This window comes from Kocuria sp. KH4 (assembly GCF_053711175.1).
In genome coordinates, this window is record NZ_JBSJYX010000001.1 from 67,609 (window position 1) to 83,134 (window position 15,526).

General features: G+C 71.9%; 10 protein-coding genes. All 10 read right to left on the minus strand.

What is annotated here, in order from left to right:
- Nucleotides 1-4: 4 nt before the first annotated feature.
- Nucleotides 5-1,198 carry a thiolase family protein gene (locus tag ACWCOM_RS00375; RefSeq protein ID WP_454546754.1) on the minus strand — a complete coding sequence of 398 codons (1,194 nt, stop codon included), beginning with the start codon at nucleotides 1,196-1,198 and terminating at the stop codon, nucleotides 5-7.
- Nucleotides 1,199-1,275: 77 nt separating this feature from the next.
- Nucleotides 1,276-1,707 (minus strand): 4-carboxymuconolactone decarboxylase, encoded by a 432-nt coding sequence (pcaC, locus tag ACWCOM_RS00380; RefSeq protein WP_454546755.1) that lies wholly within the window; start codon nucleotides 1,705-1,707, stop codon nucleotides 1,276-1,278.
- On the minus strand, nucleotides 1,704-2,537 hold the full coding sequence (locus tag ACWCOM_RS00385) for an alpha/beta fold hydrolase (RefSeq protein WP_454546756.1): 834 nt from the start codon (nucleotides 2,535-2,537) through the stop codon (nucleotides 1,704-1,706). The genes pcaC and ACWCOM_RS00385 overlap by 4 nt, the downstream gene beginning before the upstream one ends.
- Complete coding sequence (locus ACWCOM_RS00390; RefSeq protein WP_454546757.1) at nucleotides 2,534-3,976, minus strand: lyase family protein; 1,443 nt, start codon at nucleotides 3,974-3,976, stop codon at nucleotides 2,534-2,536. Before ACWCOM_RS00390 ends, ACWCOM_RS00385 begins: the two co-directional genes overlap by 4 nt.
- A gap of 97 nt (nucleotides 3,977-4,073) precedes the next feature.
- The gene (gene pcaG, locus ACWCOM_RS00395; protein WP_454546758.1) at nucleotides 4,074-4,658 is read right to left on the minus strand and encodes a protocatechuate 3,4-dioxygenase subunit alpha; all 585 of its coding nucleotides are present in this window, start codon (nucleotides 4,656-4,658) and stop codon (nucleotides 4,074-4,076) included.
- Entirely contained in the window at nucleotides 4,651-5,478 is an 828-nt protein-coding gene (gene pcaH / locus ACWCOM_RS00400) for a protocatechuate 3,4-dioxygenase subunit beta (RefSeq protein WP_454546759.1), read from the minus strand. Before pcaH ends, pcaG begins: the two co-directional genes overlap by 8 nt.
- 161 nt (nucleotides 5,479-5,639) lie before the next feature.
- Nucleotides 5,640-6,836: a 4-hydroxybenzoate 3-monooxygenase gene (locus ACWCOM_RS00405; RefSeq protein WP_454546760.1), complete on the minus strand. Its 1,197-nt coding sequence runs from the start codon at nucleotides 6,834-6,836 to the stop codon at nucleotides 5,640-5,642.
- Between the two features lie 97 nt (nucleotides 6,837-6,933).
- On the minus strand, nucleotides 6,934-7,710 hold the full coding sequence (locus tag ACWCOM_RS00410) for an IclR family transcriptional regulator (protein ID WP_454546761.1): 777 nt from the start codon (nucleotides 7,708-7,710) through the stop codon (nucleotides 6,934-6,936).
- 133 nt (nucleotides 7,711-7,843) lie between these two features.
- Nucleotides 7,844-11,728: a DNA-directed RNA polymerase subunit beta' gene (locus tag ACWCOM_RS00415; RefSeq protein ID WP_454546762.1), complete on the minus strand. Its 3,885-nt coding sequence runs from the start codon at nucleotides 11,726-11,728 to the stop codon at nucleotides 7,844-7,846.
- 61 nt (nucleotides 11,729-11,789) lie between these two features.
- On the minus strand, nucleotides 11,790-15,299 hold the full coding sequence (gene rpoB, locus ACWCOM_RS00420) for a DNA-directed RNA polymerase subunit beta (protein WP_454546763.1): 3,510 nt from the start codon (nucleotides 15,297-15,299) through the stop codon (nucleotides 11,790-11,792).
- Nucleotides 15,300-15,526 lie beyond the last annotated feature (227 nt).

Sequence of the window (15,526 nt, forward strand, 5' to 3'; positions counted from 1 at the left end):
GGTCTCAGGCGGTCTGGTTCTCGAGCACGACGGCCAGTCCCTGGCCCACGCCGATGCAGATCGCCGCCACGCCCCAGCGGGCCCCTGAGGCTCGCAGGGACTTGGCCAGGGTGCCGAGGACGCGGGTGCCCGAGGCCCCGAGCGGGTGGCCGATCGCGATGGCCCCGCCGTGCCGGTTGACGATGCCCGGGTCGATCCCCCACGCGTCGACACAGGCCAGGGACTGGGCGGCGAAGGCCTCGTTGAGCTCCACGGCCGCGACGTCCTCCCACGTGATCTCGGCGCGCTTGAGGGCCCGGTTGGCGGCCTCGACGGGGGCGAAGCCGAAGTACTGCGGTTCGTTGGCCGCCGCGCCCCGGCCGGCGATCCGGGCCAGCGGAGTCAGTCCGGTGAGCTCGGCGGCCCGCCCCGAGCCCAATAGGGCGGCCGAGGCGCCGTCGTTGAGCGGGGAGGCGTTGCCGGCGGTGACGGTGCCGCCCTGCTCCGGGGTGCGGAAGACGGTCTTCAGCCCGGCCAGCTTCTCGACGGTGGAGGAGGCGCGCACGGACTCGTCGCGGGTCAGCTCGGTGCCGGGGACGGCCACGGTGAGGTCGTCGTAGAAACCCTCGTCCCAGGCCTGCTGGGTGCGTTGGTGGGAGGTGTAGGCGAACTCGTCCATCCGCTCCCGGGTGATGCCGTGGCGTTCGGCCAGCTGCTCGGTGGCCTCCCCCAGGGACACGGTCCAGGCCGGGTCCATCCTCGGGTTGACCAGTCGCCAGCCCAGCGTGGTGGAGGCCAGGGTCATGTCTCCGGCCGGGTAGGGCTTCTCGGTCTTGGGCAGCACCCAGGGGGCGCGGCTCATGGACTCGACCCCGCCCACGAGCATCAGGTCGGCCTCGCCCGCGCCGATCTGCCGGGAGGCGATCATCGCCGCGTCCAGCGAGGAGCCGCACAGGCGGTTGACGGTGGTGCCGGGGACCCCCACCGGCAGCCCGGCCAGCAGGGTGGCCATGCGGGCGACGTTGCGGTTCTCCTCCCCGGCGCCGTTGGCGTTGCCGAGCACGACCTCGTCGATCGCGGCCGGGTCCAGCCCGGGGGCGCGGCGCACCAGCTCCCCGACGACCAGGGCGGCCAGGTCGTCGGGGCGGGTGCCGGCCAGGGCGCCGCCGAAGCGGCCGAAGGGGGTGCGCACGGCGTCGTAGAGGTAGGCCTCGGTCATGGGATTCCTTCCGGGCGTCGGGACCGGCGTCGGGGCAGACCGGTCGCGGGGCGTGGGGTGGGAGCGGCGGTCGGGGATCAGCGGGGCGGGGGCGTACCGTCGCCGGCGGCCTCGGCGTCGAGGGCGTCGAGGACCTGCTTCGCGTGCTTGAAGGCGTTGTTGGCGGAGGGCACGGAGAGGTAGATCGCCGACTGGAGGAGGATCTCCTGGATCTCCTCGCGGGTCAGGCCGTTGCGCAGGGCGGCGCGCACGTGCATCTCGAACTCCTCCCAGTGTCCGGCGGCGATCAGGGCGGTGAGGGTGACGGCGCTGCGCATCCTGCGGTCCAGGCCGGGGCGGGTCCAGATCTCGCCCCAGGCGTAGCGGGTGATGAAGTCCTGGAACTCCGTGGTGAACGCGTCCTTGGTCGCCTCGGCGCGGTCCACGTGGGCGTCGGAGAGCACCTCCCGGCGCACGGCCATGCCCTCGGCGTGGGCCTGCTGCTCGGTGCGGGAGGGGTCGGTGCTCATGCTCGGTCTCCTTCGGGATCGGTGCGGGCGGCGGCGAAATGCCCGGCCAGCAGGCGGGCGACCTCCAGCGGGGCCTCGGCGGGGATCAGGTGGCCCGCGTCCTCGACGACGACGAGGCGACCGCCGGTGGCCGTGGCGAGCTGCTCGACGGCCGCGGGCGGGACCGGGATGTCGTGGGCGCCGGCCACGGCCAGCACGGGCGCTGCCACGGCGCCGAGCCGGTCCCGGAGGTCGAAGCCAGCGAGGGCCTCGCAGACCCGGGCGTAGGAGGCGCGGTCAGCATCCTGGAGGTCGTGCAGCAGCTCCGTGGCCACGACCGGGTCCCGCTGGAGGAACCCGGGGGCGAACCACCGCCGGGCCGAGCCCTCGACCTGGGTGGGGGTCCCGGCGGCGGCCACGAGCCGGGCCCGCTCGGCCCAGCCGGCGGGCTCGCCGACCCGGGCGGCGGTGCCCAGCAGGACCGCGGCGCCCACGCGCTCCGGCGCGTCGAGCAGCAGCTGCTGGCCCACGCAGCCGCCCACGGAGTTCCCCGCGTAGCAGAACGGCCCGTCGACCGGCGCGCCGAGGGATCGGAAGTAGCCGTCCACGGCGGCGAGCACGCCCCGGGCGAGCTCGGCCATGTCGAAGGCCTCCGCGGCGGCCGGCGAGGCGCCGTGGCCGGGCAGGTCCCAGCCGACCACCCGGTAGTCGCCCTCGAGCGCCCGGACGGTGGCCGACCACAGCGAGGTCACGGAGGTGCCCAGCGACGGCCCGAGCACCACCAGCGGCGCCTCCGGGGAGGGGGCGGGGCGGTCGGTGAACTCGACCAGGGTCAGGACGGGGACGCTCATGCGGGGTCTCCTGGGGTCGGTCGGGCGGTGGGCGGCGGACTTGGGGTGGTGCGGTGGTGGCGCTCGAGCACGCGGTCGATCAGCAGGTCGTGGGCCCCGAGGTAGCCGGTGGGCTCCAGCAGCCCGGCCACGAAGGCCTCGTTCACCGGGGCGCCGTCGGGCTGGGCAGCGCCTGCGGCCAGGGTCAGGAGGGCGGCGACCAGGCCATCGCGGTCGGTGGCGTGCTCGCGCACGGCGTCCTGTACCTGCTGCTTGCCCGTGGCGCCGCCGGCGGCGGGCACCAACGGGGCCAGGACGGCGCTGATCCGCTCGGCGAGCACGGCCGGGCCCGAGGCCTCGAGGTTCGCGCGCATCCGTGCCGGGTCCACGACGAGGCCCCCGGTCAGCTCGGCCGCGTGCGAGGACGCCGCGACGGCGAGCCGGGCGAGCTCCCGCAGGGCCGGCCACTCGGCGTGCCAGGCCCCGTCGGGGCGCTCGTCCACGTACTGGCCGGCGGCGAGGTGGACCTGCGCGAGCAGCTGCGGGGCGCTCAGGGCCGTGCGCTTGAGCAGCACCGACAGGACCGGGTTCTGCTTCTGCGGCATCGCCGAGGACACGCCCCGACCCTCGGCGGCGGGCTCGCGCAGCTCCCCGAGCTCGGGCCGGGAGAGCAGCAGCACGTCGTTGGCGATCCGGCCCAGCGCCGCGCACACGGCCGCGAAGGCGTGGGCGGCCCGCAGCACGGGCCGGCGCGTGGTGTGCCACACGTGGGGCGGGAGCTCCAGGCCGAGCTGCCCCGCCCAGGCGCCGGCGAGGTCCAGGGCCCGCTGCGGGGCGTCCGGGGCGTCCGGGAACAGGGCCACGGTCCCGGCGAGGGTGCCGGCGGCACCGCCGAGGGCCAGCGGGGGGCGGGCGAGCTCGGCGAGGTCCGCCTCGAGGTCCTGCAGCCCGGCGAGCCAGCCGGCCGCCTTGAGCCCGAAGGTGGTGGGCACGGCGTGCTGGGTGAGGGTGCGGGCGGCCTGGACGGTGCCCCGGTGCTCGTCCGCGAGGCGGGCCAGGGCGTCCCGGACGGTGCGCAGGTCCCGGGTCAGGGGTTCGGCGGCGCGGCGGACGACCAGCATCATCGCGGTGTCCATGACGTCCTGGCTGGTCAGCCCTCGGTGGACGAAGCGCACCGCGTCCGGGTCGAGCCGGCCCAGGCGGCGGCGGTAGTCGGCCAGCAGCGGGATGACGGGGTTGCCGCCACCCTCGGCGCGCCGGGCCAGGTCCCCGGCGTCGTAGTCCTCCGCCCGGGCGGCCGCCCGGGCGGAGCCGGCGGCGCCCGCCGGGGCCAGCCCGGCCCCGGCCTGCGCGGCGACCCACGCGGCCTCGGCGTCCAGCAGCGCCTGGAGCACCGCCGTGTCGTTCGTGGCCGCGGCGCCGCGGTGGGTCCCGGGGCTGAGCAGCCCGACGTCGGTCATGCGGATCCTCCTGGGAAGTCGGCCGGTCGGTGCCGGCGCGGTGGGTGCGGCTGCCGGCGCGGGGGTCCGACCCGGCCGGGAGCACCGTCCGGGCGGGTCACCGCTCGTGGCGGGGATAGGTGAGGAAGACGGTCTCCCCCTCCCCCTGGAGCCGCACGTCGAAGCGCAGGGAGCCGTCGGCCTCCCGCTCGGCGATCAGGGTGCGGCGGCGCTCCTCCGGCAGCGAGGCCAGCAGCGGGTCTCCCGCCAGCGCCCCGGCGTCCTCCGGCAGGTAGACGCGGGTGAACAGGCGGTTCGTGATGCCGCGACCGAAGAGGGTCAGCGCGATGAACGGCGCCCTGCCCGGCTCGGTCGGGCCCGGGTCGACGGTCGTGAAGGTGTAGTGCCCGGCGTGGTCCACCGGGGCGCGGCCGAAGCCGGTGAAGGTCCAGCCGTCCCGCCGCAGCGAGCCGGGCGCGGAGGGGACCTGGCCGTTGCCGTCGGCCTGCCAGATCTCCAGCAGGGCGTCGGGCACCGGCGTCCCGTGGCCGTCGAGGACGTCCCCGTGCAGCCGCACCGCCTGCGGGTGCCCGAACGGTACGAGCTGCTCGCCCCCCTCGTAGGGCAGCGCGTAGCCGAAGAAGGGGCCGATGGTCTGGCCGGGGGTGGCCACGAGTTTGGTGGTCGAAGAGTTCTCAGACATCGGTCTCGCCTTCCGTCCAGGTGCGGTGGGAGCCGCTGAGCACGATGTCCCAGCGGTAGCCGAGCAGCCACTCGTGCTCGGAGACCTCGTGGTCGTAGCGCGCCACCAGCCGCTCGCGCGCCGTGGGATCGACGATGGACCGGTAGATCGGGTCGAGGTCGAACAACGGGTCGGAGGGGAAGTACATCTGGGTGACCATCCGCTGGGTGAAGTCCGTGCCGAACAGCGAGAAGTGCACGTGCGCGGGCCGCCACGCGTTGCGGTGGTTCTTCCAGGGGTACGGGCCGGGCTTGATGGTGGTGAACTCGTAGGAGCCGTCCTCGCCCGTGAGGCACCGGCCCACGCCCGTGAAGTTCGGGTCGATCGGGGCCGGGTGCTGGTCGCGCTTGTGGATGTAGCGACCGGCGGCGTTGGCCTGCCAGATCTCCACCAGCTGGCGGCGCACCGGGCGGCCGTCGCCGTCGAGGACCCGCCCGCGGATCTTGATCCGCTCCCCGATGGGCTCCCCTTGCGCCTGGACGGTCAGGTCCGACTCGAGCACGTGCACGTCCCGGTCCCCGAAGGCGGGGGCGTGCAGCTCGATGGTCTCCGGGTCCGCGTGGTGCAGGTCCTTGGTGGGGTGGCGCAGCGCCGAGCTGCGGTACGGGGCGTAGTCCAGGCGCGGCTGGGTCTCGGCGGTCCCCGAGGCGGCGTGCTCCTCGCTGATCCGGTCCATCTCCCGGCTCAGCTGCGCCTGGCTCTCGGCCGCGTCGTCGGCGCCCCGGGTCCACGAGACCGGCTCGAAGGTGCCGTCGAGCGCGTCCTGGTCTTCCTCTGCCATGGGTCAACTCCTCTGTTGCGGGTGGCGGCGCTGCTGCGGGGCGGCCGCCGCACCGGACGGCGGTCCGGCGGAGGACTTCCTGCACTCTAGCGCCTCGGTGCGTATTTCGCACAGGCGTTCGCATTGCGCACACCGGCGGGTGCCGGGTCGGCGCCCGCGGCTCAGTCCTCCGGCCAGCCGGTGTAGCACTCGGCGAAGTAGGCGGCGCCGCGGGCGGACGAGGTGATCGCGGTGAACTCCCCGTGCCGGCGCTTCTGGTGGAACGGGTTCTCCCCCGGCTGGGCGTGCAGCAGGTTGGTCGCCCAGTAGGAGAAGTTCTGCGCCTTCCAGACCCGCTCCAGGGCGGTGGCCGAGTAGCCGGCCAGCCCGGCGTCGTCGCCGTCCCGGAAGAAGTCGACCAGGGCCGGGGCCAGGGCACGGACGTCGCAGAAGGCCAGGTTCAGGCCCTTCGCCCCGGTCGGGGGCACCGTGTGGCCGGCGTCGCCCACGAGGAAGAGCCGGCCGTGGCGCAGGGGCTCGCAGACGTAGGAGCGGAACCTCAGCACGGTCTTGTCGAAGATCGGGCCCTGCTGCAGCCGCAGCCCGTCCGGGCCGTCGACCCGGCGCTGCAGCTCGGCCCAGATCCGCTCGTCGTCCCACTCGTCGACGTCCTCGTCCGGGTCGCACTGGAAGTACATGCGCTGGACCTCCTCGCTGCGCGAGGAGATCAGGGCGAAGCCGTGCTCGGAGTTCGCGTAGATCAGCTCGGGGGCGCTCGGCGGGGCCTGGGTGAGGATGCCGAACCACGCGAAGGGGTACTCGACGAAGTTGTCGGTGCGCGCGTGCTCCGGGATCGCGCGGCGACAGATGCTCTGCGAGCCGTCCGCGCCCACCAGGACGTCGCAGCGGACCTCGCACGGCGTGCCCTCGGCGTCGGTGAAACGGATCCGGGGCCGGTCGGTGTCCAGGTCGAGGACCTCGGTGTCCGTGACCGACCAGCGCACGTCCCCGCCGTCGCGCTCGCGGGCCGCGGCCAGGTCTCGGAACACCTCGTTCTGCGGGTAGAGCCACACGGAGTGGCCGACGAGCTCCTGGAAGTCGATGCGGTGGCTCTCGCCCTGGAAGCGCAGGACGGTGCCCCGGTGCTCGTGGCCCTCGGTGAGCACCCGCCCGTCCACGCCCGAGTCGGTGAGCATCCGGACCGTGGCGGCCTCCAGGATGCCGGCGCGGTGGGTGGCGTGGATGGTCTCCGGATCGCGCTTCTCCACCACGACGCTCTCGATCCCCGCCCGGCCCAGCAGGTGGGCGAGCATGAGCCCCGCCGGGCCGGCGCCGACGATGCCGACACGGGTCGAGGAAACGGTGCGCTCGGTGCTCATAGGTGCTCCTGGGACGATGGACGGGATGTGCCCAGTGTCTCAGCGGCCTGTGGGCGCCACCACAGAGCGTCCGTTCAACGGGACGGCGGCGGATTCGTCAGCCGTCCGTGTCCCGGTGGGTCTCCCGCAGCGTGCGCCGGATGCCGTGCGCCGCGGTGTGCAGGGCCTGGACGATGGCCCCCGCCCGCGCGGCGGGGTCGCCGGCCGGGGTGATGACGCCCAGGCCCGCCACCACCTGGTCGCCCCGCCCGCGCACCGGCACGGCGATGCCCGCCGTGCCGGTCTCCAGGTAGCCCGTCTGCAGGGCGTGCCCGGCGGCCCGGACGCGGGCGAGCTCCTCCGCGAGCACCTCCGGGTCCGTGGGCGAGAGCTCCGTGAGCGCCGGCAGCGGGCCCTCCAGATAGCTCACCCGGAAGTCCTCCGGGGCGTGCGCCAGCAGCACCAGGCCCGTGGCCGAGAGGTGCAGGGGCAGCCGTCCCGCCACCGCGGAGCGGACCGGCACCGCCCGCGGGTGGGAGAGCCGCTCCACCAGCAGCACCTCCCGGCCCTCCACGATGCCGAGCTGCACGTGCTGGCGCAGCACCGCGTGGATGTCCCCCATGAACGGGCGGGCGGCCTGGGCCAGGCCGAGCTCCCGGGAGGACCGGTTGGCCAGCTCCCACAGCCGGGTGCCGACGACGTAGCGCCCGCCCTCGACCCGGTCGAGCCACCCCCGGCGGGCCATCTCCCGCACCAGCCGGTGGGCCGTGGCCGGAGGCAGCCCGGTGCGGGCGGCGATCCCGGCCCCGGTCAGCCGGGGCTCCTCCGCCGTGAAGGCCGCGAGGATGCGGTCCGCGCGCTCGAGCACGGACTCCCCGCTGGGCGAGTTGGCCATGGTCCTGCTGTCTCCTTCCCGGGGACGCGCGCCCCGCCCCACAACGGCGGCAGCCCCGCACCGGAGGTGGTCCTCCGGGGCGGGGCTGCCGTGCTGGTCACCGCGTGATCACGTGGTTGTCAGGACACCGACCTCAGTTGGAGCCGAAGTCGTAGTCCTCCAGCGGGATCGCCTGGAACTCGGCCGGCGCGGAGTTCTCCTCCGCGTAGCTGAAGTCCGAGAACGCCCCCGGCTCCGTGAACAGCGAGGCCTTCGCCTCGTCCGTCGGCTCGACGTCGATGTTGTTGTACCGCGCGAGCCCGGTGCCGGCAGGGATCAGCTTGCCGATGATCACGTTCTCCTTGAGGCCCACCAGCGGGTCGGACTTGCCCTCCATGGCCGCCTGCGTGAGCACGCGGGTGGTCTCCTGGAAGGACGCGGCCGACAGCCACGAGTCGGTGGCCAGCGAGGCCTTGGTGATGCCCATCAGCTCCGGCCGGCCGGCGGCGGGCCGGGTGCTCTCGGCCACCGCCTTCCGGTTGGCCTCCAGGAAGCGGACGTTCTCGACGAGCTCGCCCGGCAGCAGGTCCGTCTCGCCCGACTCGATGATCGTCACGCGGCGCAGCATCTGCCGCACGATGACCTCCACGTGCTTGTCGTGGATGCCCACGCCCTGGGAGCGGTACACGCGCTGCACCTCGTCCACGAGGTGCTTCTGCGCCTGCCGCGGACCGCGGATGCGCAGCACCTCCTTGGGGTCCACGGCGCCCGAGACCAGCTGCTGGCCGACCTCGACGTGGTCCCCCTCGGTCACCAGGAGCTTGGCGCGCCGCAGCACCGGGTAGCCGATCGCCTCGTCCCCGTTGTCCGGGGTCACGACGACCTTCAGCGACTTCTCGGTGTCCTCGAGGCTGACCCGCCCGGCGACCTCCGAGATCGGCGCGACGCCCTTGGGCGTGCGGGCCTCGAAGAGCTCCTGGATACGGGGCAGACCCTGCGTGATGTCACCGTCCGAGGACGCGACACCACCGGTGTGGAAGGTGCGCATCGTCAGCTGGGTGCCCGGCTCGCCGATCGACTGCGCGGCGATGATGCCCACCGCCTCGCCGATGTCCACGAGCTGGTTGGACGCCAGGGAGCGGCCGTAGCACGCCGCGCACACGCCGACCGCGGACTCGCAGGTCAGCACGGAGCGCACGCGCACCGTGTCGATCCCGCCGGTGAACAGCGCGTGGATCAGCGGGTCGGAGAGGTCCGTTCCGGCCGAGGCCAGGATCTCGCCGTTCGCGTCCACCGCGTCGACCGCGAGCACGCGGCCGTGCACGGTGTTCTCGATGTCCTCGTGCAGGGTGCGGGCGCCGGTCTCCTGCACGTCGGCGAGCGGCAGGTTCAGGCCGCGCTCCGTCATGCAGTCCGCCTCGCGCACGATGACGTCCTGGGAGACGTCCACGAGACGACGGGTCAGGTAGCCCGAGTTCGCCGTGCGCAGCGCGGTGTCGGCCAGGCCCTTGCGGGCGCCGTGGGTCGCGATGAAGTACTCCAGCACCGACAGGCCCTCGCGGTACGAGGACTTGATCGGGCGGGGCATGATCTCGCCCTTCGGGTTGGACACGAGCCCGCGGATGCCGGCGATCTGGCGGACCTGCATCCAGTTGCCTCGGGCGCCGGAGGACACCATGCGGTTGATGGTGTTCAGCGGCGAGAGGTTGGCCTGCATGGCCTCGGCGACCTCGTCGGTGGCCTTGGTCCAGATGTCGATCAGCTCCGAGCGGCGCTCGTCGTCGTCGATCAGACCGCGGTCGTACTGGCCCTGGATCTTCGCGGCCTGCGCCTCGTAGCCCTCCATGATGGCGGGCTTCTCCGGCGGGGTCGCGATGTCGGAGATCGCCACGGTCACGCCCGAGCGGGCCGCCCAGTGGAACCCGGCGTCCTTGAGCTCGTCCAGCGTGTGCGCCACCGTCACCATCGGGTAGCGCTCCGCGAGGTCGTTGACCAGCGCGGACAGGTGCTTCTTGTCCGCGACGGCCTCGTCCCAGGGGTAGTCCTGCGGCAGCGTGTCGTTGAACAGCACGCGGCCCAGGGTGGTCTCCACCACCACCGGCCGGCCCGGCTCCCAGCCCTCGGGGGCGGTCCAGCCCTCGAAGGGCACGAAGTCCTCCAGCTCGATCCGGCACAGCGCGTTCAGGTGCAGCCTGCCCGCGTCGTGGGCCATGATCGCCTCGGCCACGGAGGAGAACGACCGGCCCTCCCCCACCTCGCCCTCGCGGACGGTGGTGAGGTGGTAGAGGCCGATGATCATGTCCTGCGAGGGCAGGGCGATCGGCTTGCCGTCCGAGGGCTTCAGGATGTTGTTCGAGGACAGCATCAGGATGCGGGCCTCGGCCTGGGCCTCCGGGGACAGGGGCAGGTGCACGGCCATCTGGTCGCCGTCGAAGTCGGCGTTGAACGCGCCGCACACGAGCGGGTGGAGCTGGATGGCCTTGCCCTCGACGAGCTGCGGCTCGAACGCCTGGATGCCGAGACGGTGCAGGGTGGGGGCACGGTTGAGCAGCACGGGGTGCTCGGTGATGACCTCCTCCAGCACGTCCCACACCTGGGGGCGGTAGCGCTCGACCATCCGCTTGGCGGACTTGATGTTCTGCGCGTGGTTGAGGTCCACGAGCCGCTTCATCACGAACGGCTTGAACAGCTCGAGCGCCATCTGCTTGGGCAGGCCGCACTGGTGCAGCTTCAGCTGCGGGCCGACCACGATGACCGAGCGGCCCGAGTAGTCGACGCGCTTGCCGAGCAGGTTCTGGCGGAACCGGCCCTGCTTGCCCTTGAGCATGTCGGACAGCGACTTCAGCGCCCGGTTGCCCGGCCCGGTGACCGGCCGGCCGCGGCGGCCGTTGTCGAACAGCGAGTCCACGGCCTCCTGGAGCATCCGCTTCTCGTTGTTGACGATGATCTCCGGGGCGCCGAGGTCCAGCAGCCGCTTGAGGCGGTTGTTGCGGTTGATCACGCGCCGGTAGAGGTCGTTGAGGTCCGAGGTGGCGAAGCGGCCGCCGTCGAGCTGGACCATGGGGCGCAGTTCCGGCGGGATCACCGGGACGGCGTCCAGGACCATGCCCAGCGGGGAGTTGTCCGTGGTCAGGAACGCGTTGACGACCTTGAGCCGCTTCAGGGCGCGGGTCTTGCGCTGGCCCTTGCCGGTGGCGATGGTCTCGCGCAGGGACTCGGCCTCCGCCTCGAGGTCGAAGGTCTCCAGGCGCTTCTTGATCGCCTCGGCGCCCATCGAGCCCTCGAAGTACATGCCGTAGCGGTCCACCATCACGCGGTAGAGCGCCTCGTCGCCCTCGAGGTCGTTGACCTTGAGGTTCTTGAAGCGGTCCCAGACCTGCTCGAGGCGGTCGACCTCCAGGTTGGCGCGCTTGCGCACGTTGGCCATCTGGCGGTCGGCGGAGTCGCGGAGCTTGCGCTTCTCCGCGGCCTTGCCGCCCTCCTCCTCGACCCGGCCGAGCTCGGTCTCGAGGTCACGGGCGATCGCGGCGATGTCCGCGTCGCGGGTGGCCTCCATCTGGGCCTTCTCCCGGTCCACGGCGGCCTGCAGGTTCGGCAGGTCGTCGTGGCGGGCGTCCTCGTCCACGGAGGTGATCATGTACGCCGCGAAGTAGATGACCTTCTCGAGGTCCTTCGGGGCCAGGTCCAGCAGGTAGCCCAGCCGCGAGGGCACGCCCTTGAAGTACCAGATGTGGGTGACGGGAGCGGCGAGCTCGATGTGGCCCATCCGCTCGCGGCGCACCTTGGCGCGGGTGACCTCCACGCCGCAGCGCTCGCAGATGATGCCCTTGTAGCGCACCCGCTTGTACTTGCCGCAGTAGCACTCCCAGTCCCGGGTGGGGCCGAAGATCTTCTCGCAGAACAGGCCGTCCTTCTCCGGCTTGAGCGTGCGGTAGTTGATGGTCTCCGGCTTCTTGACCTCGCCGTACGACCAGGTCCGGATGTCCTCCGCGGTCGCAAGACCGATCCGCATGAGGCCAAGTGAAGATTCGTTGGACATGAGGGTCCTTTATCTCTTTCTCTGGAAAGGGTGACGTCTCGTCGGGGGTGGAGGGAGGGTCTCAGACCTCTTCGACCGAGCTGGGCTCGGAGTGCGAGAGATCGATGCCCAGCTCCTCGGCCGCCCGGAAGACCTCGTCATCCGAATCGCGCATCTCGATGGTGTTGCCGTCGGCCGAGAGCACCTCGACGTTCAGGCACAGCGACTGCATCTCCTTGATGAGCACCTTGAAGGACTCGGGAACACCCGGCTCGGGGATGTTCTCGCCCTTGACGATGGCCTCGTAGACCTTCACGCGCCCGTGCACGTCGTCGGACTTGACCGTCAGCAGCTCCTGCAGCGTGTAGGCGGCGCCGTACGCCTCGAGGGCCCAGACCTCCATCTCGCCGAAGCGCTGGCCGCCGAACTGCGCCTTACCACCCAGCGGCTGCTGGGTGATCATGGAGTACGGGCCGGTGGAGCGCGCGTGGATCTTGTCGTCGACCAGGTGGTGGAGCTTCAGGATGTACTGGTAGCCCACCGACACCGGGTCGGGGAACGGCTCGCCGGAGCGGCCGTCGAACAGCCGGGCCTTGCCGGTCCGGTCGATCAGGCGCACGCCGTCGCGGGTCGGGTTGGTGTGGTCGAGGAGGTCGAAGATCTCCTCCTCGCGCGCGCCGTCGAACACGGGGGTCGCCACGTTCGTGGGGCCCGACTGCTTCGGGAAGTTCGGCAGCCGGTCCAGCCACTCGGGCTCGCCCTCGATGTTCCAGCCCTGCTTGGCCAGCCAGCCGGTGTGCACCTCGAGGACCTGCCCCAGGTTCATGCGCCCGGGCACGCCCAGCGGGTTGAGGATGATGTCCACCGGGGTGCCGTCCTCCAGGAACGGCATGTCCTCCAGCGGCAGGATCTTCGAGATGACGCCCTTGTTGCCGTGCCGGCCGGCGAGCTTGTCGCCGTCGGTGATCTTGCGCTTCTGCGCCACGTACACCCGGACCACCTGGTTGACGCCCGCGGGCAGGTCGTCGTCCTCGTCGTCGCGGTCGAAGACGCGCACGCCGATGACGGTGCCGGACTCGCCGTGGGGCACCTTCAGGGACGTGTCGCGCACCTCGCGGGACTTCTCGCCGAAGATCGCCCGCAGCAGCCGCTCCTCCGGGGTGAGCTCGGTCTCGCCCTTGGGCGTGACCTTGCCGACCAGGATGTCCCCGGCCTGGACCTCGGCGCCGATGTGGATGATGCCGCGCTCGTCGAGGGCGGACAGCACCTCCTCGGACACGTTCGGGATGTCCCGGGTGATCTCCTCGGCGCCCAGCTTGGTGTCGCGGGCGTCGATCTCGTGCTCCTCGATGTGGATCGAGGTGAGCACGTCCTCGGAGACCATCCGCTGGGAGAGGATGATCGCGTCCTCGTAGTTGAGGCCCTCCCAGGACATGTAGGCCACCAGCAGGTTCTTGCCCAGGGCCAGCTCGCCCTGGTCCGTGGAGGGGCCGTCGGCGATGACCGAGCGCTCCTCGACGCGCTCGCCCTCGGAGACGATCACGCGCTGGTTGTAGGTGTTGCCCGGGTTGGAGCGCGTGAACTTGTTGATCGGGTAGACGGTGGTCGTCCCGTCGTCGTTGAGCACCCGCACGAGGTTCGCGGAGACCTCCTCGACCACGCCGGCCTTGCGGGCCAGCACCGAGTCGCCGGCGTCCAGGGCCGCGTAGCGCTCCATGCCGGTGCCCACGAGGGGGGCCTCGGACTCGAGCAGCGGCACGGCCTGGCGCTGCATGTTGGCGCCCATGAGCGCGCGGTTGGCGTCGTCGTGCTCGAGGTACGGGATGAGCGCGGTCGCCACGGACACCATCTGCCGCGGGGACACGTCCATGAACTGCACCGCGGTGGGGTCGACCAGCACGGCCTCGCCGGAGCCGTCGGCGGCGCGCGCGAGCACGGCGTCCTCGGCGAACCGGTTGTCGGCCGTCAGCGGGGCGTTGGCCTGCGCGATCGTGACGCCGCGCTCGTCGTCGGCGGTGAGGTACTCGACGTCGTCGGTCACCACGCCGTCCACGACCTTGCGGTACGGGGTCTCGATGAAGCCGAACGGGTTGATCCGCCCGTAGGTCGCCAGCGAGCCGATGAGGCCGATGTTGGAGCCCTCGGGGGTCTCGATCGGGCACATGCGGCCGTAGTGCGACGGGTGGACGTCGCGGACCTCCATGCCGGCGCGGTCGCGGGAGAGACCGCCGGGGCCCAGCGCGGACAGGCGCCGCTTGTGCGTCAGACCGGCCAGCGGGTTGTTCTGGTCCATGAACTGCGACAGCTGCGAGGTGCCGAAGAACTCCTTGATCGCCGCCACGACGGGGCGGATGTTGATCAGGGTCTGCGGGGTGATCGCCTCGACGTCCTGCGTGGTCATGCGCTCGCGCACGACCCGCTCCATGCGGGAGAGCCCGGTGCGGATCTGGTTCTCGATCAGCTCGCCGACCGCGCGGATGCGGCGGTTGCCGAAGTGGTCGATGTCGTCGACGTCCACGACGATCTCGCGGGCCTCGCCGTTGCGCACGCCCGGCATGGTGGCGCCGCCGGCGTGCAGGGTCACGAGGTAGCGGATCATCGCCACGATGTCGTCGACCGAGAGCACCGAGGCGTCCTCGTCCTCGAACGCCTTGTCCAGGCCCAGCTTGCGGTTGATCTTGTAGCGACCCACCTTGGCGAGGTCGTAGCGCTTGGCGTTGAAGTACATGTTGTCCAGCAGCGCCTGCGCGGCGTCGACCGTGGGCGGCTCCCCCGGACGCAGCTTGCGGTAGATGTCCAGCAGCGCGTCCTCGCGCGAGTCGACGGTGTCCTTCTCGAGGGTGGCGCGGATCGAGTCGAACTCCCCGAACTCCTCGAGGATGCGGGACTCGCTCCAGCCCAGGGCCTTGAGCAGCACGGTCACGGACTGCTTGCGCTTGCGGTCCAGGCGCACGCCCACCTGGTCCCGCTTGTCGATCTCCAGCTCGAACCAGGCCCCGCGGGACGGGATGATCTTCGCGGAGTAGATGTCCTTGTCCGAGGTGCGGTCCTGGCCGCGCTCGAAGTAGGCGCCCGGGGAGCGCACGAGCTGGGACACGACGACACGCTCGGTGCCGTTGATGACGAAGGTGCCCTTCTCGGTCATCAGCGGGAAGTCGCCCATGAACACGGTCTGCTGCTTGATCTCGCCCGTGTTGTTGTTCATGAACTCGGCCTTGACGTACAGGGGCGCCGAGTACGTGGCGTCCCGGTCCTTGCACTCGTCCATGGTGTACTTGGGCTCGTAGAACTCCGGCTCCGAGAAGGACAGGGACATGGTGCCCTGGAAGTCCTCGATCGGGGAGATCTCCTCGAAGATGTCGGAGAGCCCGGAGGTGCGGGCGATGCCCTGCTCACCGTTCTCGACGGCCTGCTGGACGCGGGCCTGCCAGCGCTCGTTGCCGACGAGCCGGTCGAAGCTGTCCGTCTGGAGGGCCAGCAGGTTCGGCACGTCCAGCGGCTCGTGGATCTTGGCGAAGGAGATGCGGCGCGGGAGGTCCCCGTCGGCCGGTCGGTTAGCGGTTACGTTCGAATCGGTGCTCGAGGCGACCAAGATGGATTCCTTCCACAGACCTGCAGTTGAATCGCGCAGTTCCCGAGATCGGGGATACGGGTGTGCGAGGTCCAGCGCGCTGAGCCGCTGGTTCGCGCCCCGGGGGTGCCCACCGCTATATGAAGGCACGCAGAATGAGGGACAACGCAAATAAACAGCATAGGCCGGACTCGCCGGTCTGTCCACCCGGCCGGTGGACGCGGGCGCCCACCGGCCGTAGGATGAGG

Coding starts and splice junctions, on each gene's coding strand:
- ACWCOM_RS00415 (WP_454546762.1), bottom strand. CDS start 11,728: ATGTCCAACGAATCTTCACTTGGCCTCATGCGGATCGGTCTTGCGACC.
- ACWCOM_RS00410 (WP_454546761.1), bottom strand. CDS start 7,710: ATGGCCAACTCGCCCAGCGGGGAGTCCGTGCTCGAGCGCGCGGACCGC.
- ACWCOM_RS00390 (WP_454546757.1), bottom strand. CDS start 3,976: ATGACCGACGTCGGGCTGCTCAGCCCCGGGACCCACCGCGGCGCCGCG.
- ACWCOM_RS00405 (WP_454546760.1), bottom strand. CDS start 6,836: ATGAGCACCGAGCGCACCGTTTCCTCGACCCGTGTCGGCATCGTCGGC.
- ACWCOM_RS00375 (WP_454546754.1), bottom strand. CDS start 1,198: ATGACCGAGGCCTACCTCTACGACGCCGTGCGCACCCCCTTCGGCCGC.
- pcaG (WP_454546758.1), bottom strand. CDS start 4,658: ATGTCTGAGAACTCTTCGACCACCAAACTCGTGGCCACCCCCGGCCAG.
- ACWCOM_RS00385 (WP_454546756.1), bottom strand. CDS start 2,537: ATGAGCGTCCCCGTCCTGACCCTGGTCGAGTTCACCGACCGCCCCGCC.
- pcaH (WP_454546759.1), bottom strand. CDS start 5,478: ATGGCAGAGGAAGACCAGGACGCGCTCGACGGCACCTTCGAGCCGGTC.
- pcaC (WP_454546755.1), bottom strand. CDS start 1,707: ATGAGCACCGACCCCTCCCGCACCGAGCAGCAGGCCCACGCCGAGGGC.